The 22,328-nt window shown below is 40.5% G+C and carries 18 protein-coding genes; 1 reads left to right on the plus strand and 17 read right to left on the minus strand.

The features are described 5' to 3' along the window. Positions 1-37: 37 nt before the first annotated feature. From dprA to IGI37_RS09185, 6 genes are all read right to left on the minus strand, one after another. The gene (gene dprA / locus IGI37_RS09160) at positions 38-904 is read right to left on the minus strand and encodes a DNA-processing protein DprA (RefSeq protein WP_438761366.1); all 867 of its coding nucleotides are present in this window, start codon (positions 902-904) and stop codon (positions 38-40) included. Positions 905-977: 73 nt separating this feature from the next. Continuing rightward, entirely contained in the window at positions 978-1,748 is a 771-nt protein-coding gene (locus IGI37_RS09165; RefSeq protein WP_438763622.1) for a ribonuclease HII, read from the minus strand. Between the two features lies 1 nt (position 1,749). Next, on the minus strand, positions 1,750-2,601 hold the full coding sequence (gene ylqF / locus IGI37_RS09170; protein WP_438761368.1) for a ribosome biogenesis GTPase YlqF: 852 nt from the start codon (positions 2,599-2,601) through the stop codon (positions 1,750-1,752). Between the two features lie 1,194 nt (positions 2,602-3,795). After that, positions 3,796-4,008 carry a hypothetical protein gene (locus IGI37_RS09175; protein WP_438761370.1) on the minus strand — a complete coding sequence of 71 codons (213 nt, stop codon included), beginning with the start codon at positions 4,006-4,008 and terminating at the stop codon, positions 3,796-3,798. 237 nt (positions 4,009-4,245) lie between these two features. Then, complete coding sequence (locus tag IGI37_RS09180) at positions 4,246-4,752, minus strand: hypothetical protein (RefSeq protein WP_438761371.1); 507 nt, start codon at positions 4,750-4,752, stop codon at positions 4,246-4,248. A 278-nt stretch (positions 4,753-5,030) separates the two neighbouring features. Further along, positions 5,031-6,860 (minus strand): glucose PTS transporter subunit IIA, encoded by a 1,830-nt coding sequence (locus tag IGI37_RS09185; RefSeq protein ID WP_438761372.1) that lies wholly within the window; start codon positions 6,858-6,860, stop codon positions 5,031-5,033. Between the two features lie 247 nt (positions 6,861-7,107). Here IGI37_RS09185 and IGI37_RS09190 point away from each other — a divergent pair, with 247 nt between their 5' ends. Then, positions 7,108-8,307 carry an enolase C-terminal domain-like protein gene (locus IGI37_RS09190; RefSeq protein WP_438761374.1) on the plus strand — a complete coding sequence of 400 codons (1,200 nt, stop codon included), beginning with the start codon at positions 7,108-7,110 and terminating at the stop codon, positions 8,305-8,307. Positions 8,308-8,483: 176 nt separating this feature from the next. Here IGI37_RS09190 and IGI37_RS09195 read toward each other — a convergent pair whose 3' ends face one another. The 11 genes from IGI37_RS09195 to IGI37_RS09245 form a co-directional block, all read right to left on the minus strand. Beyond that, a complete protein-coding gene (locus tag IGI37_RS09195) occupies positions 8,484-9,191 on the minus strand; it encodes a GntR family transcriptional regulator (protein WP_438761376.1) in 708 nt (235 codons plus the stop codon). 43 nt (positions 9,192-9,234) lie between these two features. Further along, entirely contained in the window at positions 9,235-9,810 is a 576-nt protein-coding gene (locus IGI37_RS09200) for a GNAT family N-acetyltransferase (protein ID WP_438761378.1), read from the minus strand. Positions 9,811-10,198: 388 nt separating this feature from the next. After that, complete coding sequence (locus IGI37_RS09205) at positions 10,199-10,732, minus strand: hypothetical protein (protein ID WP_438761380.1); 534 nt, start codon at positions 10,730-10,732, stop codon at positions 10,199-10,201. Positions 10,733-10,757: 25 nt separating this feature from the next. After that, on the minus strand, positions 10,758-11,159 hold the full coding sequence (locus tag IGI37_RS09210) for a hypothetical protein (RefSeq protein WP_438761382.1): 402 nt from the start codon (positions 11,157-11,159) through the stop codon (positions 10,758-10,760). 251 nt (positions 11,160-11,410) lie between these two features. Next, complete coding sequence (locus IGI37_RS09215; protein WP_438761384.1) at positions 11,411-12,391, minus strand: hypothetical protein; 981 nt, start codon at positions 12,389-12,391, stop codon at positions 11,411-11,413. A 34-nt stretch (positions 12,392-12,425) separates the two neighbouring features. Next, positions 12,426-13,535, minus strand: coding sequence for a hypothetical protein (locus IGI37_RS09220; protein WP_438761385.1), 1,110 nt, complete (start codon positions 13,533-13,535; stop codon positions 12,426-12,428). 18 nt (positions 13,536-13,553) lie between these two features. Beyond that, on the minus strand, positions 13,554-14,291 hold the full coding sequence (locus IGI37_RS09225) for a hypothetical protein (protein ID WP_438761386.1): 738 nt from the start codon (positions 14,289-14,291) through the stop codon (positions 13,554-13,556). Between the two features lie 61 nt (positions 14,292-14,352). Continuing rightward, entirely contained in the window at positions 14,353-14,892 is a 540-nt protein-coding gene (lepB, locus tag IGI37_RS09230; RefSeq protein ID WP_438761387.1) for a signal peptidase I, read from the minus strand. A gap of 12 nt (positions 14,893-14,904) precedes the next feature. Beyond that, positions 14,905-16,677, minus strand: coding sequence for a class C sortase (locus tag IGI37_RS09235; protein WP_438761389.1), 1,773 nt, complete (start codon positions 16,675-16,677; stop codon positions 14,905-14,907). A 90-nt stretch (positions 16,678-16,767) separates the two neighbouring features. Further along, positions 16,768-17,439 carry a pilin N-terminal domain-containing protein gene (locus IGI37_RS09240; RefSeq protein WP_438761390.1) on the minus strand — a complete coding sequence of 224 codons (672 nt, stop codon included), beginning with the start codon at positions 17,437-17,439 and terminating at the stop codon, positions 16,768-16,770. Position 17,440: 1 nt separating this feature from the next. Further along, a complete protein-coding gene (locus IGI37_RS09245) occupies positions 17,441-22,306 on the minus strand; it encodes a SpaA isopeptide-forming pilin-related protein (RefSeq protein ID WP_438761392.1) in 4,866 nt (1,621 codons plus the stop codon). Between the last annotated feature and the right edge of the window lie 22 nt (positions 22,307-22,328).

Genomic DNA, 22,328 nt, shown 5'->3' on the forward strand with positions numbered 1-22,328 from the left:
CAACAAGCCACCTATTTCTTACACAAAAGAGAGTCAATCACAGAAAGTGATGAAGCTCGTCCAATATATCTTTTGCTGAAAACACGCATTTTGCGCCATCTTGAATCAAATTATGACAACCATCTGAGTGGCCAGATAAAATATCACCAGGGACCGCAAAAACCTCACGCCCATACTCCATTGCCATCTGAGCCGTTATCAACGAACCACTTCTTTTTTTCGCCTCTATAATACACGTACCTAATGAAAGACCCGCAATAATCCGGTTTCTCATTGGAAAGTGATGACGTTTGGGTCCAACACCGCTAGGATATTCAGAGACTAATAAATGATTTTTAGCTATCTCCAATTGAAGCTCCCTAGACGAACTGGGGTAACAACAATCTAACCCTGTTCCAATTACTCCAATTGCTTGGCCACCAAGCGACAGAACCTTGGCATGACTCTGTGCGTCAATCCCTTTGGCTAGCCCACTAACAATCACAAATTCGTTAGTAACCAAGGTTGGAATCAAACGACTCACTACCTGCGTGCCATAATTGGTCGCCTCCCTAGCGCCTACAAAAGAAAGCTTCTTTTCCATTAAAAGAGACAAATTCCCTTCATAAAATAAAAAGATTGGTGGATACGGAATCTCCAATAAAATCTCAGGATACTCTTCATTCAAACAAAACAAATAAGTCTGTTCTTGTTTTTTTTCTTCAATCAGCTCATCTGATAGCTCCCGCCAAGATTCACGAAACGCTTGTTCATGCTGCCTTTCAACCGCTAGATAGACAATTTCTCCTAAACTAAAATGTGTATACTGCTTTTCTAGTGCATACTTAATTAAGCGCCAACTTCCTCGCAGACTAATTCCTCGACAAAATAAAAGCTTAAATAGTAAGCTTTCTAATTCATACATAAAAAATCCCCCTTCTTTTTCCATACTCATCAAAGTAAGTATGCGCAAAAAAAGAGGCATTTCATTTATTTTTTTATTTTACATAATTTTTGACTGGTGCAAAAGTTAAACGGTGAATCGGCGTAATCCCATGCTCTTCTAAAGCAAGTAGATGCTCTTTGGTGCCGTAACCTGCATTTCTTTCAAAACCGTAGAACGGGTACTCCAAGCTATACTCCTTCATCAAACGATCTCGAGTGACTTTAGCGATAATACTGGCAGCCGCAATTGAAATAGACCGTGCATCACCCTTTATTAAACTTTGTTGAGCCGTTTCCATAGGTAAAGTCATCGCGTCTACCAATAAATAATCAGGCGTTTTTGAAAGCTGTTCAACTGCTAGCATCATCGCTTTTTTGCTCGCCTGATAGATGTTAATTGCGTCGATTTCTGTTTGATCAACAAGACCAATCCCAATAGCAACAGCCTTTTGATTAATCTCATCAAACAACTGATTTCGTTTGGCTTCTGAAAGCTGTTTGGAGTCATTTAATCCTAAAATGTCGCAATCCTTAGGTAGGATAACCGCTGCTGAAATAACCGGACCCGCCAATGGACCGCGACCAACTTCATCAATTCCCGCAATTAATTGATAACCTTCTTTATAGGCTTGTTGCTCAAACTGGCTCATTTCTTGCCGCTTTTTCAGTAAAGCCACTTGCTTCTCTAATTTTCTATCAAACTGTTTTAACGCTGTCTGAACGCCCGCCCGAGAATCTTCTCGCAAACTTTTTACATAGGGATCTTCAGCGGTCGTTATCGTTACTAATTTTTGTTTTATATCCGCAATCGATTCAGGTTTCATTTTACTCTTCATACTCCTCATAACGATCTAGTGTATACTTGCCTAGCTTGCCACTACGAATCTCAAACACAAGCATTTCACTCGCACGACCATAGTCATCTCTAAAGCCACGTTTTTGACTAATTGTCATTAATATTTCAGGAGCAAGCTCTTTTTCCTGCTCTTCAGTCAGCTGGTAGCGCTCTGCTAAACGACCAGGATAGTGACGGGCAAAAAAATCAATGCCATACAACGCCATATCATCCAAATGAATCAGTTGATCCTTGATTGCTCCTGTCAAAGCAAGTTTTTTACCAATCTGGGCATCTTCAAACTTAGGCCATAAAATCCCTGGTGTATCTAATAATTCAAGCTCTGTCCCCGAACGTAACCATTGTTGTCCCTTCGTCACGCCAGGTTTATTTCCAGTTTGTGCAATTTTTTTTCCCACCAAACGATTCATCAGTGTCGACTTACCCACATTTGGAATGCCAATCACCATTGCGCGGATTGCTCGAGGTTTTAATCCTCTTGCCTGATTGCGCTCAATTTTTTCTTTCAGTGCGATTTTCGCTGAAGGAACAATATTTTTTACCCCTTTATTATCTTGCGCATTAATCGCTAATGTCACAAAACCTTTTTGCTGAAAATAACCTTGCCACAATTTTGTTTGTTGTGGGTCAGCTAAATCAGCCTTATTTAATAAAACTAACCGAGGCTTCTGTTGAATAATTTGATCCATCATAGGATTTCTTGAAGAAATAGGCAACCTCGCATCTACTAATTCAAAAACAATGTCCACAAATTTTAATTTTTCAGAGACCTCACGACGCGCCTTCGCCATATGTCCCGGGAACCACTGGATTGTACTCATGTGTAAAACTCCTTTTATATCAAGACTTTTGAAGCCTATCAATTATTTTTCCTATCAATTGGGCAAACGCAGCTACTTTGTTTTTTCACTTTCGTGCACCACAGCCTCTCTTTATCCGAATAAACGGTGGGTACAGAAGCAACTCCATCTGCACTCCGCCCCATCAATTTCTAAAGGTGGAACACCTTTAGAACTGATGGACTGCGTTCCGCTCTCAACAACTTCTACGCATGGGACATGCTAGAGTTGAAGGTCTGTACTCCGTAAAACCACTTCGATCTCATCAATCTCTAAAGGTGAAACACCTTAAGAATTGAAGGACGTTGTTCCGCTCTCAACAACTTCTACGCATGGGACATGCTAGAGTTGAAGGTCTTCACTACGTAAAAACCATACTCCGATCTCATCAATCTCTAAAGGTGAAACACCTTAAGAATTGAAGGACATTGTTCCGCTCTCAACAACTTCTATGCATGAGACATGCTAGAGTTGAAGGTTCGAAAAATAAGCTGAAATTGCTGTGAAACACTATTTACAAAGTAAATAGATGTAGAACAGTACCTACTTGGTCACAAAAATTTGTAGAGCACCACGTAGGAATCAATCAACATCGAAAGAAAGGCTTTCGTGTTTCTTGTCATTTCCGTGAATTCCATCTACACTCCGATCTCAACAACTTCTATGCATGAGACATGCTAGAGTTGAAGGTTCTTATTGCTGTAAAACACAACGAAGCATGAGTTGATGTTGCATAGTACCTACTCGGTGCTGTAAAACACAACGAAGTATGAGTTGATGTTGCACAGTACCTACCCGGTTCTCGGAGTTAAACACTTCTGTCCCAGCCTCTGTTAATAAGCCAACACTTTTCTGTTATTTTTTTGCGCGTTGGCTCCTAAATATAGTCATTTAGCTCTACTTAGTGATTTTTTTAAGTCAGTAATTATCGACTTTACTGAGAAAATCTATTGTCATAGCGCTGATTAATTATTCTTTCTCTACTTAAATTCCTCTCAACATTGTATCACAACTCAGCGCTCAATCAGAGTTTTTTAATGAAATACTTTTCTCCATTTTTTGTAAAAGAACGAACAAAGTACGCAACCATTTCCCTTGTTGCGTTTATGTTTGCTCACTTCCTAAAAGTCTAACCTAATTATTTGTAAAACTTATATTACAATTTTGTTATTCAGACTAATATTCTTTCCACCATTCTACTTTTTGATACTCGTTCAAATGTAATTTCCCATCATAAAGTTCTTGAAAAACACGTCTATCATCACTTATTGTTCCATCCGGTCCCGTTACTTTAGGCGGAACTAAGAAAAAAGTCAACTCTCCATCATTGGCGCCTAGATTTGTTCCATATACATGGACTTCAAAATAACCTGCTACTTTTTTGGGCATATCTGAAATTTTTATTTCATAATTTCCATGTGAAGTTATCCCATTCCAATACCCATTTTTTTGTATTTGAGGGAATACAGTTGTCCGATTATTATAATAGTCATCTGGTGTGTACCCACCCAGAGTGAATCCTGACTCAGCAATGCTTTTATTGAACTCTTTGGTTGAAAACTCGCCAACAAACGCGGATAAATCTCCTTGTAAAATTACTTCATATTTTTCATCAGATTTTGGTTTCTATCTAGTAAAAACCATCTCGTGTCTCGGATTACCGTCTTCCATTGTAATTTTTATCTCAGACTCACTTATGTACTCTACAATACTATTGAATCCAGAGTATTCATCAGATTTTTTCATTGGCGTTTTTGATTTCTTTATCTGCTCTGAATCTTTCCACTTAGTTTCAAAGGTTGCTGTCACATCCCCCTCAGCAGTTGAATAAGCGATTTCCCATTGATTCTTCCCTAATGATTTGATTGTTGAAGTCTCTCCTACAGCCGTGTAAAAAGTACCAGACAAATCAATCATTTTTTTCTCTCCATTTGTTGTTGAAGTGATTGTCTGAGTTTCTTCTGTGACTTGCGTTTCTACTTGTTTACTTGTAGATGATCGGCTATCATTTGTAGCTTGAGTGGCACTTCGAGCTGTATTTTGACTTTCTTTGCTCCTTTCGGTCTTTGCCGAACATGCCGCCATACTAAAACCCATCATTAACGTTACACATGAAAATAGTGTCTTTTTCAACAAACTTTCCCCTACAAAAAATCATTAGTAAATTGCCTTCCTCATGTTATCTAATATCTCATAGACAGTTACATACATTTTTAATTGTAACATCAAATGTGTTCGGAACAAAAGCTCAAAATAAGACTAGCCTTTGTAGTAGAAAAAACTGCCGCTCCGTATGCTCACTTTCAATGATATCTTTTTTTCGACACTCGCTTAATAAACAAAAAAACTGATCTTGATTCGCCTCATCAAAATCAGTTTTTTCGTATTCTATTCATTACCATTTAATACCATTAATTAAGAACCAATCGCTCCATTATATCTCCTTGTTGGTGGTGACCATCAAGAACTTTTTCCCCTGTAAAAGATAACACACGATCCATGTTAGTTACAACAACCACGACTACTGTCTCTTTTTTCTGTGTGCGTATAAATTCTAAATCCATGGTTGCTAGTTGTGTTTCTGTTGTTACCTTGTCACCAACATTTACTGAAACAGTGAAGCCCTGACCATTTAGAGAAACTGTATCAATCCCCATATGAACGAGAACCTCAATCCCATTTTCTGTTCGCAAACCAATCGCATGTTTTGAAGGAAAAACGGTGGTCACTGTCCCGTTAACTGGTGAGAAGATGGTGCCATCACTCGGTTCAATCGCAAAACCATCCCCCATCATTTTTGTTGAAAATACTTCATCAGGAACATCAGCTAAGGGAACGTATTGCCCTTTTGCAACAGCATGTAAAGAAAGCTCGTTTGTAAATTCACTCTCATCCTCAGCTTTTGGTACTAACAGGTAAGCAATCACAAATGATAATACAAGCGCAATCACAATTCCTAAGATAGCAAAGATGAAATATTGACCAATATAAGCGGGTAAGCTAAAGATACTTGATAAGATATACCCATAAATTCGAACACCGAAGAAGCTAATGAACGCTGATGCCACACCGCTTCCGATAGTTGCCGCTAAAAAAGCTTTCTTATATTTTGACAATATCCCAAATAATGCAGGCTCAGTAATCCCTAACAGCCCAGAGATTGCTGAAGATAAAATAACAGATTTTTCTTCTTTCGTTTTCACTTTAGTGTACATTGCTGCTGTCGCTCCAGTAATGGCCATATTCGCCATAAACATCATTGGCATCAACATGTCATATCCTTGGTTGGCAAAGTTTTGTAAAGCAATTGGTGTCATTGCATGATGCAATCCTGTGAAGATCGCAATTGGTCGAATCGCGCCCACCACAATCCCTGCTAAAATTGGTGAAATTGTGAATAATCCTTCCACACCATCTGCTAATAAGTTCCCTAAATGAATACTGATAGGGCCAATAATCGTTAACGTTACAAGACCTGCTACAAATAACGAAATCGTTGGTGTAAAGACTGTCCGTAAAACTTGTGGTAAAACCTTATCCACCCAGCGATAAATATAACTTAATGCTAGAACTGCCAAAATGATAGGGATAACCGTTCCTGCATAATTAAAGACAGGTACTGGAACAGCTCCGAACAATAGGAATTGAGAAACTTTTCCTTCTGCAACTGCATTTGACATAGTCGGAAATTGTAATGCAGCCGCAATTGCAATCGCTAAATATTGGTTCGTTTGGAAAATTTTGGCTGCTGAAGCCGCTACAAAAAACGGTAAGAATGTAAAGACGCCACTTGCTAGCATATCAATTACTAGATACGTATCTGTTTGATTTGAAATAACGTTCAAAGCAACTAATCCAGCCATTAATCCTTTAATCATTCCCGCTCCAGCAATCGCTGGAACTAGGGGACCGAAGACACCTGAAACAGTATCCATAAATAATGAAATAATTCCTTTTTTCTCTTTTGGTACATCGGACTGCGCTTGATTTCCATCAAGCCCTAACTCTTTTGCTAGTGGTTTAAAATAATCTGCCACGTCTGTTCCAATCACAACTTGTAGCTGTTCGCTTTGGAATTTTGTTCCCACTACTTTAGGGATTTTTTCCAATGCTTTGTAGTCCACCCGCTTTTCATCCTTCAAATTAAAGCGCAAGCGCGTCATACAATGCCAAGCATTATTGATATTTTCCGTTCCTCCAACTGCTTCGATAATTCTCTTTGCAATCTCTTTATGCTCCATTTTCGACTTCCTCCTTGTGTGCGTTTACACGAGTTATTTTAACATGTGCACCACTCGTTGTAAAACCAGTCCTATTTCACAAAAATATATGAAAAACACTTATATAACAGCATTTCAATATGATAATTAGAATTATTGGACTGATTTTTAGACTATTAATCACTTTTTTTTAGACCAAATTGACAGTCCCTATACGCGCGTGTTTTACTATTTAAGAAGAGATACTTATTTACAAGGAGTGAATCAAATGACACCAACTATTATCACAGATGTAAAAAGTTATGCAATCAAACCAGATAGACACAATTTGTTAGTTGTCAAAGTCGAGACAGATAAAGGCATTTCTGGACTAGGCTGTGGCACCTTCCAATTCCGACCTTTAGCGGTTCAAACGGTCGTAGATGAATACTTAAAACCACTATTAATCGGACGTGATGCCAATCAAATTGAAGATATTTGGCAGGTCATGAACGTGAACTCATACTGGCGGAATGGACCAATTACAAATAATGCCATTTCGGGAGTTGATATGGCTTTGTGGGATATTAAAGGAAAGTTAGCAGATATGCCTCTTTATCAATTATTAGGAGGAAAAGCTCGAACAGCCATCCCAGCTTACACGCATGCAGTTGCCGATAATCTTGACGACTTATATAAAGAAATTGATGGTTTTCTAAATGAAGGTTACCAATATATTCGTTGTCAATTGGGCTTTTATGGCGGAAATCCAATGAATCTACAAACCCCAACAAATCCGATTGCCGGCTCTTATTTTGATCAAGACGAATATACTGAAACGACTTTAAAAATGTTTGCTGCTATTCAAGAAAAATATGGTCATCAATTCAAAATGCTACATGATGTTCATGAACGTTTACAACCCAACCAAGCAATTCGTTTTGCCAAAGCAGCTGAGCCTTTTAATCTCTTTTTCTTAGAAGATATTTTGCCGCCCAATCAAAATGAATGGCTGGCACAATTGCGTAGTCAAGCATCCACGCCCATTGCAACAGGCGAATTATTTAATAACCCAATGGAATGGAAAGAGCTTGTTCTAAACCGACAAATTGATTATATGCGCGCACATGTTTCGCAAATCGGTGGCATTACTCCCGCTCTAAAACTAGCTCATTTGTGTGACGCTGTGGGAATTCGCATTGCTTGGCATACACCTTCAGATATTTCGCCTGTTGGTCTCGCAGTTAATACACATCTGAATATCCATCTTCATAATGCGGCTATTCAGGAAAATATCGATGTTCCTGAAAATACACAAAAAATCTTTGGTCATATTCCTGCTCCTGAAAAGGGCTTCTTCTACCCGATAGAAAGACCCGGCATTGGCGTAACTTTTGATGAAAAACTTGCTGAAAAATTTCCTGTCGTGTATCGCCCACATGAATGGACGCAAAGTAGAACACCCGATGGCACGATCGTCACACCATAAAGCCAAAAAAACGTTTGAACACCCTGAATTAAAGGATGTATTCAAACGTTTTTTGATTTGGCTGAAAAAAGGAGTTCTTCAAAATCACCTGTTTAGGACCTCCCTCCTCTACTCTTTTTTTGACTATTAATTTACAAATAAGCGGTTCACTCAATTAGCAAGTTCTAACCTTACGCTTAATCAATTCGTGATTGATGGATGATTCGATCAAACGGTCGAATGTAGGTCACCGAATAATCGATTGCCAAGATATCACTATATTCAAAGACTCGACCATCCTCTAGTAACGCCCGGTTCTTAATTTGCATAGCCGGTGTTCCCCGTTTACTCATCAAGACCTCTGATTGTCCTTTTGTCAAATTAACAGGCGTATAATTGCTGATATAGTGGGAAATTTTATAGCCTTGTTTTTCAACAAAACGCTGAATTGAATGCTCAACCACTTCCTTTGTGATTACCGGAAATAACTTCACAGGTAAAATAGAATTTTCTAACTGTTCAATCTTATAATTAACAATTCTTATTCGCTCAAAATGCCAAACTTCTTCGTTTTCATCTAATTGAAATAAGCGTCTTTCTTCATAATCCGCCGCTCGTTTCTCCAATTTTAAGACCCGTGACTCTATCCGATCATAAGGCGTTCGAGTCAACGAGTTAAAAATCAGCGGATTCTTGACCCACTTTTCATGAACAAAAATCCCTGATCCTTGCACCACCCGAACAATCCCAATCTCCTCTAAGCTCTTAATTGCTTGTTGAATAGTGAATCGTGACACACCATAAGTAGTCGCTAAATTCCGCTGATTCGGCAGTTTCCCCTCTGCAAATTCTTCCTGATAAATCTTACTCAATAAATCCTGAACAATAAATTCCCGTTTTTTCATCGTCTCTCCTCTCGCCGTCATGGTCTGCTTATCTGATTAGCCTCTATTCTATCGTTTCTTTCAGCTCACTAAACCACTTAATTGTCGGATTCGAGGAATGCTCCCCAATCATTTTTTCCATCCAAACCATGTTATACCACGTATTAAATTTAAACCCACACTGATAGAACTCACCCACCAAACGATAGCCTAAACGTTCATGGTATTCAACACTATTTTTTGAAAGATACTGATCTTCAACTCTTGGATAGGCAATACACGCATATAAATTCAAAATCCCCTGTTTTTTCAACGTTTCTTCAAGCGCCTGATATAATTTTTTTCCAATCCCCATTCGTTTACAATTGTGCGCAATATAAATCGTCGTCTCTACACAATAGTTATATGCTGTTCGTCCTTTAAACGTCCCCGCATGCGCATAACCAACAATTTCCTCCCCCTTTTTTGCTATGAAATAGGGATAACGTTCAAGCGTCGTAACCATTCTCTGTTGAAACTCTTGCAGGCTAGGTACCTTATCTTCAAACGTAATCGCCGTGTGCTCCACGTAATACGCATAAATTGTTAATAGCGCTTCTGCATTTTTTAAAGTCGCTACTTCAATACGAATTTCATCCATCCCCAAAACCTCCTCAATTTATTATGATTAGTATAGCACGCCCACACAAAGGTACAACAAAAATTCCTGTGAAATGGCTCTCAGAAGTTCGTAACACTCGACCAAACAATTGCCTACTCTTTTCTACACAGGTTCTCGATTCTATCTAGCTAGAAAAATTCCTTATCGCACATCAAATGAATACGAGTCTACATAATCCGATTGCTCTAACGCGCTACCGTGAACACCTTGTAACCATCAAAACCCAGTGCTCTATCGGTAAAAAAATAGAAGACAAGTCAATTGACCAATCTCCTACCTTCTTTGCTGCCCTTTTTATCATTCTTAATACAGATTTCTTCTGGTGGTGCTTGATCCAGTCTCTTCAAAAGACAATTTTTCTGAACAATCACGAGGTTGCTAGTTCCTTTTGATTAGCCAAAATCAATTGGCTATCCGATTGAATCATCTCTTCCAATAAATACATTTTTTGACTCAGTTCGCCAGTTTCAGTAAGAACGGAAATCATGCCCTGCATACGAGAAAATAGAATCTGTTTCTCACAAGTAGTCAATCGTGTCTCCTCTTTAAAACAGGCTTCAAAAAAGTTAAACAAAAAGGCTTTTGAGCGAATCTTCATGCGATTGTCCGCAAACAAGACATAATATAAGGCGTCTTCTTGAATAAACCGACAATAATTCGCTAAAAACTCAGACAGACTTTGTTCACCCTTGAAATACTGTTTTTGAATTTTGGTCAATATCTGTTCTGTTAAAATCTCTTTGACCTCTTCAATATTTTGAAAAGAGAGATAGATTGGCTGTGTCGAGATATCCAGTTCTTTAGCTAGTCCTCTTGACGTGATGTTATCAATGCCTTTTTTCAGGGCCAATTGATACGCGCCCTTTAAAATAAAGGCTGCATCATATTTTTGGTGTCGCATAGTATCCCTCCTTTGTTACGTTATTTTAATTATTCTTTTTTTGTTTTTTTAGACTCTCTTTTGGTTTCTCATCCTTGGCCTGCTTATAAAAACGAGCCCCGACAATCTCATCGATGGTCTCTTCCTCATTCATGTTCCAAAAACCATAAATAATCAAAGTCCCGTCTTTCATATGAATCTTCAAAGTCGTGTCATAAATTTCTGTATCCGGGTCAAAAAAAATCTCTTTCTTTTCCAACACCAACACGCGTTCATAGATCTTTTTGACCATATCTTTAGAAATTCCTGCCCCTTGCTTTTTATCCATCTTCGAATACAGTGCCCAAAAACCAATCGAAAAACCGAAAGCTTTTTGAAACCGACTCTTTTGAAGAGGCTTTTTTCGAGGCAGGATTTCTGTTCCTTTTTTCTTTTTAAACCATTTCATCATTCAGCTATCCTTTTCTGATTCGTCCTAGTTTGTTTCTAAGAAAGAATACATTCAGTTATTTTACGGGTAAGTGTCCTGTATGCATGCGCTTCATACAGTTCAGTCGGTTGGCGTTATCTCCCTGCCCCCTATTCACGTATTGTTCGGTGGTCAGGAAACCTCTTTTCCACTTACTTGGCCTGTCTCATCTCATAGGTGGAGAACTGCCAGGAATGTTCTTTCTTAGAAAACTAAGTTGATTCGAAGACTCAGTCGCTAAACTCTTCCGTGTTCAAACGTCCTACCTGCACCAATTTTTCGATTTTAAATTGTAAGTCGTCATAAATTTCGGTGACATTCTTTCGTGATTCATCGACTTCCACCGAGATTTTTTTCACCCGATGACTGATTTTTTCTAAGGCCATCTCAGCTGAATTCATCATCCGTTTGGCATCCGCTTCCGCCTCTTCTAAGGTCCGTTTCGCTTGTTTTTTTGCGGAAACCAAGACTTCACCAATCTCTTGTTGGGAATGGCTAACCTCTAGTTGAAGGGCTTCATTTTGTTGCTTCAATGTCTGAATTTCTTTTTGTGCTTGAATCAATTGGTCGCTGCCATTGGAATCAGATTGAAGCGCTGCTTGCGTGTCTTTGAGCTGTTGCGTTAGGGTTTCATACCGTTGTTGCCAATCGGTGAGTTGTTCCTCGGCCGTTTGGACTGTCTGTTCTAACGTCTGACAATCTTGTTGGCGTTCCTCCAGTGTTTTTATGGTCTCTTGTAAGGCCTTTGTGAGCTCCTTTTTATCTGCTTGTTCCTTCAATAGAAGCGTGTCTTTTTCTGACACAAGCGCACCCGTCTCTTCCAAAAGCTGTTTGTAGTGCCCTAGCTTGTGACGTAGCTTTTCTTTGGTCTGTTTTTCCGCCTCGTACTCACTGCTTAGTTTTTCATAATTGATTTGATACGCTGCCAGTTGGGTTTCAGACGCAGCGTTTGTCACTGTGCTGTTTTTGGTTTCTTCTAGCTCACTTTTTAAAGCCGCGACTTCTTCAATCAAAGCGACCAATTTGGCTTCAGTTGTTTTCTTTTCTTCTGTTATTTTTGTCAGGGCTTCTTGTAGACGGACCACTTCAGATGCTTCATCGGTGGTCGCCTCTTCTTCAACCTCTTCTTCGACAAATAACTCATCAGGCAGCTCATTGATTTCTTCAATGATGTTCTTGTTAAAGAACCAACCCTCTTTCTTTTTTTCCATGGCGAATCCTCTCTCTTCTTAAGTATCGGTGAGCCTAAGCTTGTTCTCTTCGACTGTCACGCTCAGTTGCGCGTCTTGGGTCAAAGAGTTGGTTGACTTTCTTTTCCAAGACATCATAAATCTCAGAGACTGTTTGACGAGATTTATTGATTTCATATGAGATTTGTTTGGCTTGACTTTCGATTTGTTCCGACTCAATCTTCGCTGCACGAATCAATTGATTGGCTTCTAGTTTGGCTTCGTCCACAAACTGTTGGGCTTGTTTCTTCGCCACGATTAAGACTTCCCCAATGCCTTGTTTGGCTTGGTTCAATTCATGAGTCAACGTATTGTTTTCTTTCAATAATTCCGCCACTTGGCGTTCCAATTGATGGTAACGTTCTTCGTTTTGACTACTCCTTGCTTCTTGGACTTGGAACCCTTCAATTTGACGTTCTTTTACTTCAAGAAGATCGGTTAATTGAGCCGATTTTTCTTTTTCCTCCGTCAAGTGTTGGCTTAACTGCGCAAATTTTTCATGCGTTGCTTGTAGTCCTTCATGAATAGAGGTGGCTTCTTCTTCTTTTTGCGCAAGCAATTGGTCTTTTTCTGCGACGATTGCTTGTGTCTCAGCCAGTTCGTTTTCCACTTCCATCACTCTCATTTTTAATTTATCACGTGTCGTGTCCTTCGCTTCTAGTTGCGCCGTGGCATCTGACCATTGTTTTTTGAGGGCTTCATAGGTTGTTTCAGCTTCTTTTAGTTGGTCCAACAGCTGGTCTTCCCGCTGCATAGACGTCCGTTTACTTTCTTGTAGACGTTTGTTTTCTTCTTTTAGCTCCGTCAATTTGCTTTCGTAGTCTTGTTGGGTCGCCACTAAGGTATCTAACGAAACCGTCGGTTCTTTCATAGCCTCTTCCTTGATCTGTTTTAATTCGGATTTCAAACGCGTTAATTCTTGGTCCAGAACCTGTTGGTTCGTTTCCTTTTCTGCGACAGTCACAAAGTCTGTTTCTCGATTGATTGGCACCACTTTTTCTTCTTTTTCAATGGTTTTAGGTTTCTCTTCACTTGCCTCATCCAAAAAATCGTCATCTGATAACTCATTGATTTCATCCAAAATATTTTTGGTAAAAAACCAACCTTCACGTTTCTTTTCTGCCATTCGTTTGTCCTTCTTTCTCTATTTTTGTTCCGCCACTAATTGAAAATCTTCTTCACCAACACGGGTGTACTGCCACTGTTCCTTTTGTTCGGTCTTGCCATCGGAGATGCCGACTGTTTGGAACGTCACTTCCTTCAGCGTGTTGACCGCCGTTAGTTCGGCAAGGATCTTTGAAATCACCGGCGCCATCTTCAAGTTCCCTCGCTCCTCATTTTGAATCGACAAGTAAATCGTCTGAGTCGACGGCTCAACTGTTAGTAAGACTGTCGACAGTCCGATATAAGGCGCCAGCTTTTGCGAGAGGGTTTGTTCCATCTTGCCCTGAAGCTTTCGATTGTCCTTTTCAGAAGTCAGTGGCGCCCATGCTTCATCCGCTAACCCTAGCCCTTTTTCTGGATACTCCTGTAGAGGTGTTTGTTGAATGAAGATTTTTTGTTCAGTCTTCAGCGTCATTAATTCTTCATTGGCTTGGGTCAATTGTTGGGTAATTTCCGTATTCTTTTGTTGGATTGTTAGGGTGTAATAAAACAGACAAAAGAGGAAAAAAGTCATCCCTAAGCCCCAAAAAAGAAGATAATGAATATGTTTTTCATTTTCTCTTTGCTTAATATAGATCAGCTTCTTTTTCGCTGGAACGGATTCGACATCGTCCACCGCCAGTTGTTTCAATTGATACCGAACAATCGCGCGATAGCCTAAAAGCCCAGTCAAACTCACGAGAAATAGACCGCCAATCCATGAAAAAAGCATCAACATCTGTTTGCCTCCCTTCTGTGTTCATTTTTTTAACAAGTTGTTTTCTTTCTATTTTGTGTCTTTAGTTCTTAAACAAAACGGTTCCTTCAATGGTGGCTTGTTTGACCCAACCAAAGGCGCGGCTATCTTTGGAGACGCCTAAGTGGTCGCCTAACACAAAGTAACAGCCTTCAGGGATGGTGGTTCGTCCCCGCCAAGTGTTTGCCCAGCTGACGGAAAGATCGACACTATAGGTATTCAAAAACTTGCCTGTGCCATCCAAATCAATCACCATTCGGGTGCCTGTAATAAACAGGGCATCTCCTGGTAAACCAATAATCCGCTTCACAAATTGCCCGGGTTCCTCGGCCATCGAAAAGGAAATGATGGCGTAACGCTGTAAGGGTTCTTTTTTTGAAACCAGGACCCACTCGTCTTCTTTGAGGGTTGGTGCCATGGAAGAGCCTGTCACCGGGTGAATCAAATACGTCGATACAAGGAGCTGTCGCACAGACACCCCAACAAAAAGAAAAACCAAACACAACACCCAGAGGGTTCGTCGTTTCTTTCGTTTTGTCCCTTTCGGGACACGCTGGCGCTTGTGGTAGTGTTCGTTTGTCATTGGGACTCCTTCCTAACGGATAAAATTCAAAAACAAAATGGGCAGTAAAAACAACAGAAACAACGGCACGATGGTCTGCATCGGCTCAGAAATGACCCGCGCAGACAACAACATGCTTCGTTTTTGAAAGGAATGAACGGGGTCTGATTTGACCAGTTCACCCGTCACTTTCTTGTTTTGTTGAACCAGACCCAATTCTTTTAGAACCGCTGCATCGGCTGTTTTTAAGGGTTGAATACTACTCAACTCCCCCTGGACCACACGCCGATAGATGGTACCAATGTCGCCTTCACATCGTAGTAAGGTCAAAATCGCGGTTGTATCCGAAGGTTGTTTTTCCACATACGCTACCTCCGTATCACGAATCACTTTATTAACAGTCACTTTGTAGGTATAGACATCCTTAAAGTCTGTCGTATACACTACATCTCCCTCATCCAAGTTCTGAATTCGATGCAGTAAGACATCTCGGTCAAAAATATTATGGGCCAATAAGACATAGTTGCCTTTGCCCAGCTGTTGTTCCTTGCGGTAGGTCGCGGCACCTGTCAGTAAATTTTCATTGGCTAACCCAGCCAAAATAGGCAGATCAATCGCAACCTTAGGAATCACTACTTTGCCGATGCCCCAATTGTTGGTGGTTTGTTGAAACACGGTTTTGGCTTCGGCATAATTGGAGACATTGACACTGGCAATTTGTTTTTCTTCAAAATTTGCTTGACTGATTTTGTCTAAGTTGTATTGACTAATTTCTTCTTCTTTTCCAATGTTAATTTGTGGCATCTCGGTTTCCTCTTGCATATGGGCATACCCATAAATCGCAATCCCAAGAATCGTTACCATTGCTAAGAACAACGCCACAAAAAGACATTTGGTGACAAAGAATAAGCGTTTCAATTGTTTGCGGCCTTTCTTTGAGACCTCTGGGTCTTCAGAACGAAAGCGTCTCAGCTGGAAGCGATAAATCGCCATCAAAATCAAGAAAACTAAGAGGTTGACCGCTAAGGTCAACAGCACAATGTTTTGGTAGCTCCATAGGTTTCGTTTGGTCACCTTTTTATTCAAGGCTTCTTCATAGGGAATCCGATGCCCAGTCACCAACAAACGATACGTATTAATCCCCGGCGGGGTACAGGTCAGTAGCGTCACAGTATCTTTCCCCGAGATGATTTTGACCTTATCCACTTCACTGGGTAAGACCTCTTCAAAAGAATCAATCTCATAAGCCAACCGTTTTCCTAAAATATTGACAAAGAAGATATCTCCTTCAACTAAGTTTTTGACATCCGTAAACAAGACTTGGTTTTTGACGCCACTATGCCCGGTAATCACGGCACGAGTATTTTTCCCACCGACAGGAATCGTAGAGGGTTCAAAATGCCCCAGGCCTTTGTCTAAGGTTTTGTAAGAAGTCCCGTTATAAAAGGGCAAGGCTTGAATATCCAAAGCTGGAATATCTAAGGTCCCCATAACGGCCCCTTCACTAGCGACAGAGCTATAGACAATCGGGTCAACTTGTTTGCCTTCTTGTTTTTTATAAATGTAGTCGTTGTAACGATTCGCCAATTGAATCTGGGCTTCTCGTTCTTCTTGGCTCATCTTTTTTAAGGTGTCATCGTACTGGGAGACCGCCTCGCTTCGTTCGCGATTGGCTAAGTAATTACCGACAATGGGGTAAAGTAAAATCAACGTTCCTGCGACAATCATCACACAGGCGAAGACCATCAAAAAAGAATGTTTTTTTCGTGTGTTCGGTTTGGTTTGTTTTGGTCGTTTGCGCCCCATAGACGTCGCTCCCCTCTCTTTTTTAGCTCCTTATGTATCAAGGAAAGAAAGAGTAACCCTACAAATAGAGTTACTCCTTCAGACATTTACTTAGTTCCGTGTGTTTCGTTGGCGCATCGAGAGAAACCCGAGAGCCCCCATAATCAAAATCACTAAGCTTAGGGGGATAAACGGTCGGTAGTTACCGATATTGCCACTGGTTTGTGGCAGGCGTTCCACCGTTTTTGGTTTCTCCGTCGGTGCCTTACTCGAGACCACACTTGATTTTGGATATAAGTAGACTTCAGAAAGAGCGGGTTTGTCTCCTGCCTGAGGCAGAGGCAATTCCAAAATCACCGGCTCCATCACATTTTTGAGTTGCCCGTTATTCTTTTCAATCACCCGATACATTCCTTGGGCCAAACCATCAATTCGTGCTAGACCTGTTTGGTCAGTGACAATCGTTGTCGAAAAGGCCGCAGCCCCTTCGACGAGTTGATAATCAGTTCCCCCAGAAATCGGGGTCACCCGAGTGACTTCGTATTGAATCCCTGGTAGTGCCACGAGTTTTTTGCCATCGGCATCTACTGCGTGTTCCACCTTGGTTCCATCTTGAAGAAACTCTTTGGGTAAAGAAGTGGACGCATCGAGCTTGTATTTTTGAATCGAAAGAGCATACGAATCTGCGGTTTCCGCAGAAACAACCAATGGCGCACCCACCAAAAGAAAGACAAGGAACGCAAGGAAGACTCCTTTTACAACTGTTTCACTACGTTGGTTCATGTTATGCCGCTCCTTTCTTTTTTGGTGTGCGATAGTGCCATGCAATTCCTAGTAAACCAAGTAAGAAGATACTGCCTGAGACCAGTAAAAAGAGTCGGGCCGGCCCATTGCCACCAGTAAATGGTAGATCAGTTGTCCGATCATTTTCTTGATACAGAATAATCGTCTCATTTCCTTCTTTAATCGTGACAGGAATGTCATGCTTAATTAACTCATACCCATCGGGTGCTTTGGTTTCTATTAAGGTGTAGTCTCCTCTAAAGAAGAAATCAAACAATAAGAAACCTGTCTCATCTGTGGTCGCTGTCCCTTGGGCAACGCCTTCGTGATAGATGGTAAACTCTGCGCCAGGAATCGGCGTCCCGGTCGCTTTTTCAACATCACTGATGATGCCATCGTTATTGGCATCGACGACCGTCCCTGTCTGGTACTTAAACAAGCGAATCCGTGATGCACGAATCAAGCCAATATTCACATCGGTGATGTGATAAGTCGGATCCGCCGGTGTCGTTGCGTCTGGCAAATCAGACAAGATAGGTTGATGATAATCCGGCGTCTTATGGGTACTTTGACTCGCCTTCGAATTTTTCGTAGGGTCGTCGCCCACATCGGCCGTCGTCACTTGAACTTCTTTACGAACCACTCGATCACGAACGATAAATTCTGCGACGTAGGTGCCTTCTGGCAGATTTGAGAATTTGTATTTCCCATTCGCATCTGTTTTGACTAAAGAATCACCATTTGTATCAATCAACGATTCACCCGTCAGACTTTCTTTGACAAGTTTGTCTTGGTAGGACGGATCGTCAAGGCTTGTGCGATACAATTTCACTGGAATATCTTTAGCAAAAGCTTCAGGTGTGCCATTCGCCATGTTGCCGATTAAGCCATCATAGTTGTCATCGTACCAAGCCACACCGGATAGGTCACGACCATGGACACGGGTCCAAACTGCTTGAGAATTGACCTGTAAGTCAAATTGCGAGTTCATCTGGGCATTATTGACCAAGACGTCTCCCGCTTTTTGATCCTTCGGTTGAATCGTAATTTTCAATACGACTTTCTCATCTACAGCAAGCTTGGGCACAGAAACCAAGATAGCTTTAGCATCTTTGACTTTCGTCACCGGATCCACCCCTGGTTTGTATGTAACCCATCCAGACAGTGTATTCGGATCAGTATCGTAGGCCATCGATGAATTAGAAAAGCTAATGGTTGGACTAGGCCCAGTCACTTGAACATTAGTGACAGTATAGTTGCCACTAAATTTCGTTCCTCGCCCGTCGTTGTCAAACGGCAAGACATCAAGTAAACGGCCATCTACAATATCGTCCAAGCTTTCATTGAGTAAAGTAACTTCATAAGTAATGGATGTATCTGTCCCAACAGGATCCGTGTTGCCGACTTCAATTAATGGTTTATTCGCATCCTTACTTAGAATCACCTGTTGCATGCGTTGAACAGTAAAGTAGTCATAAGACCGTCTAAGCTTTATATCAGAAGTATCTCGACTGTTCTCATTTCCGGTTGCCCAAACTTCGCCATATGTGTTGACTACTAGACTACCTGTATAACCTGTATTCGAGAATGATAGTTTACTTTGATCAAGCTTACTAACAAAGTTTACCTCGGTTCCAGTTTCAATTGAAACTTTAGAAAAGTTCCATCGTAGATTTGTGAAACCTGGAGCCGAAACATCCATGGTCACGATAGGGTCTGGCAATGGATTACCTAGAGCATCCACTGAAGAACCTGGTTTATATGTAACGCCTGGTGGTAAATCAACAATTAAAGAGCTATCATATGATGCTGTTTTACTGCCTTGAATAACCCCATTAACTTTGATATTCACCTCTTCATGTGATTGATACATACTTTTTTCCACCTCTGTTTTGGTGGTAATCGACATATTTTTAATATAAGCTGTATCTCCGAGGTGGTTATAATATTCCATAGGGTACGTAGTTGGGACACCAGAAGTGGAATATACTGTAGGCTTATATTTCCCAACTCCTGTAGTGTTACCGTTCCCTGTCTTACCGGCTGTTCCATTAGTTACAGAATCAAAAATTGTATTTCCGTTTTTATCAATAAACTTCTGTGAACCAAGGATAACAATAGGATTACCAGTAGGGGTCTTTGCTCCCGGCACAGCCTTCACAACAACTGGTGTCACTTGGAATTTCTCTAAACTGTCCCATGCAGCAGGATTATGATCATATTTTCCGATATAAAGTAATGCACTGATGCTTCCATGAGATTCTGCTTCTTCTGGAGTTGCATACCAGTTGTACAAAGATTTATCTGCATCTATTTTCCTTACATTCATCGTGTAAGGTGGAGTTCCGGTTATATTTTTTGCCACTCCGTATTGGTATTCCGCATGATTATTTTTTGTTGACCATGGGAAATTATATGGCGACATCGACTTATCATACTGAAAAGCACTCGGATCCCACATTGTTAAATGTTCACTACCTGCAACTCGACTCGCATTTGCTATTGCACCCGTTTGAGCGTAGTTACTTAACCACACTCGACTACCTGATGACAATTGTCCATTACCAAAATTCCACACTCCCCCACTACCAGGTGTTGCGTTAGTAAGTCGGATTGTTGTATCAGGTATGGGATATGTTCCACCAAATTCCTCATTAAAGAAAGCTGGAGTTGCTAAGTAGTGTCCTGGAGTTGCGGTAACTGTGGGATATGATATACTTGATGAATTTGCACTTGTAATCCCATCATACGATACTGAATCCACATATAAAGTCATGTCATAACGGGTCCAACCATTTGCAGTTGCCAAATCCTGTGTCTTTTTGTTATTCCAGCTAAACACCATTTCTAAGCTAGAAAAACTTTTTGCTGTAGCGACTGGACTTCTATCCCCGTTCATTAAATAAGTGTATGGATTGTACGTTGGTGCATAGTTACTATTGGTAACAGATGCATCTCTGGTCACCGAAAAATCACCAGCATCGAATACACCTATCTCGGTTTTGTCTGCAACAACAGGTTGCGAGTTGTAAATACGATATGTTTTTGCATGTGGTGCAGACAAAGGTTTTACAAACTTTGTAATATCTGTTGTCCGTACCCAAGTATGTTGCCAAGTTTCACTTGTGCGATCTTTAACAGCTGGTGCGTAAGACTCCACATAAAATGGATTAAATTGTGCACTAGTTAAATTAGTGGTCGCACCTGCTCCTTTTTGATAGGTCCCTTTTTGTTTGACATTAAAAGTGATTGGACCACTAGGGAAGCTCGAACCTCTATAGTCACCAGTCGCTCGACCAGCTATTGGTTTTAACGTTGTGATGGCAGCTACATCGTATGCACTTTCTGTTGTAATTGCTGATTGTATCACTGTATTATTCTTAATTTCCCCTTGAACCAGCTCAACTCCTATAGATGGCAATGCAGATACTTTTGTATCGGCAGGAGTTAATCCAGAAAAGTCATTGCTATTATAGGTTTTATTTATCTTCTCTACTTGGCCTGTTTCTTCATTTATTGCATCAACAACTTCTAATTGAAACTGTGGTGAAATAATCGTTCCATGCTTAGGTCCAAATACAGAAAGTGTGACGGGAACAAATATTTGTCCAGTATCACTAATAACCGATTCCATAATCCCCTCTGAATATTGTTCACCATTCGGCAAATCGTAGCTTGATCCATTGACAATACTACCAATATTAACCAAAGTTCCATCAACATCTTTTAATGCATCAGGTAATTTACTGACTACACGATAACGAATATTTGAATACTTCGTTTGTATATTTTGATTTTGAACAGAAAAAGATACTAAATATATCACTTGATCAAAAGAACGAACGATATCATTTGTCGCATCCTTATCATGTCCTGGATTATTATCAGAATCAAAAGAAGCCGTTCCCGTCTTTACTACAACCTTTGCATCACGAATATTAATGGTTCCACTCGATTTACTTTCACCACTTTGTGTTGCTTTCTTTTCTGGCAAAAATTTGGGTGCTCGCAATGAATCTTCTTCGTCATACTCTCCTGAAAGTAATTCATCCAAACTTTTTTTCGTGGATTTTGTTTCGACAAATTGAATATTTTCGTATTTCTCTGTATCCTCTGATTCTTCTATTTTCGGAGGTGTGACTTCTTCCTTCGTTTCTGAAGAAGAATCATTCGTTGGTTCGTTCGCTTTAGATTCTGAGCTACCTGCTGTTTTTGTCGTGCTTTTCGACGTCTCAGAGGTCTTTTCCTTCTCAGTTGATCTCTCTTCGAAAGAAAAAAGCGATTGCTCTGTTTTTTCTTTTTCAGTTGATTTCAACACAATTGGTGTCTTCTCTTCCGATTGTCTCTGAACCACAAAACGTAAGGGTTCATCTTTCATTACTTGAAGATAGGTCACCCCTTTGCCATCTTCTCCTGTTACATGAAAGAGTTCTGGTTGACGTGCTTCTTCTAGCTCTTCACTTGTTGAAGTCTCAGTAGAAGTTTGTGCTGTTTCTGAGGTTTCTTGCGTTTCCGACGCTTTAGAAGAGTGTTGTTCCAACCATTCATCAAGTTCTGTTTTCTCTATTTCTGGAATTTCGACAGGATTCCCTTCTTCGTCCAGCTGAGAAAGTTCATAGGCTTCATCATCAGGCAGTTGAATCAGTTCATCTTTCTTTCCGACCAATTCCACTTCAACGGTTTCCTCTTTCACTGAAACATCGGTCAAAGTAGTCGTTTTTCCTGCCAATTTGACCGTCGCAAAAGGTTGCTCAGAATCATCTGCTTGTAAGCTGTTTCCTTTAGGGAAGGTAAAGACAATCCCTAAAAGAACCAGCATTGGAAGAAGAACGGCGACTATCTGCTTCACTCGTCTCTTTTTTCGCATCGCCTATCCATCCTTTCATTTG

It is taken from the genome of Enterococcus sp. AZ194 (genome assembly GCF_051713825.1).
In the GTDB taxonomy this organism is placed as follows: Bacteria; Bacillota; Bacilli; order Lactobacillales; family Enterococcaceae; genus Enterococcus_K.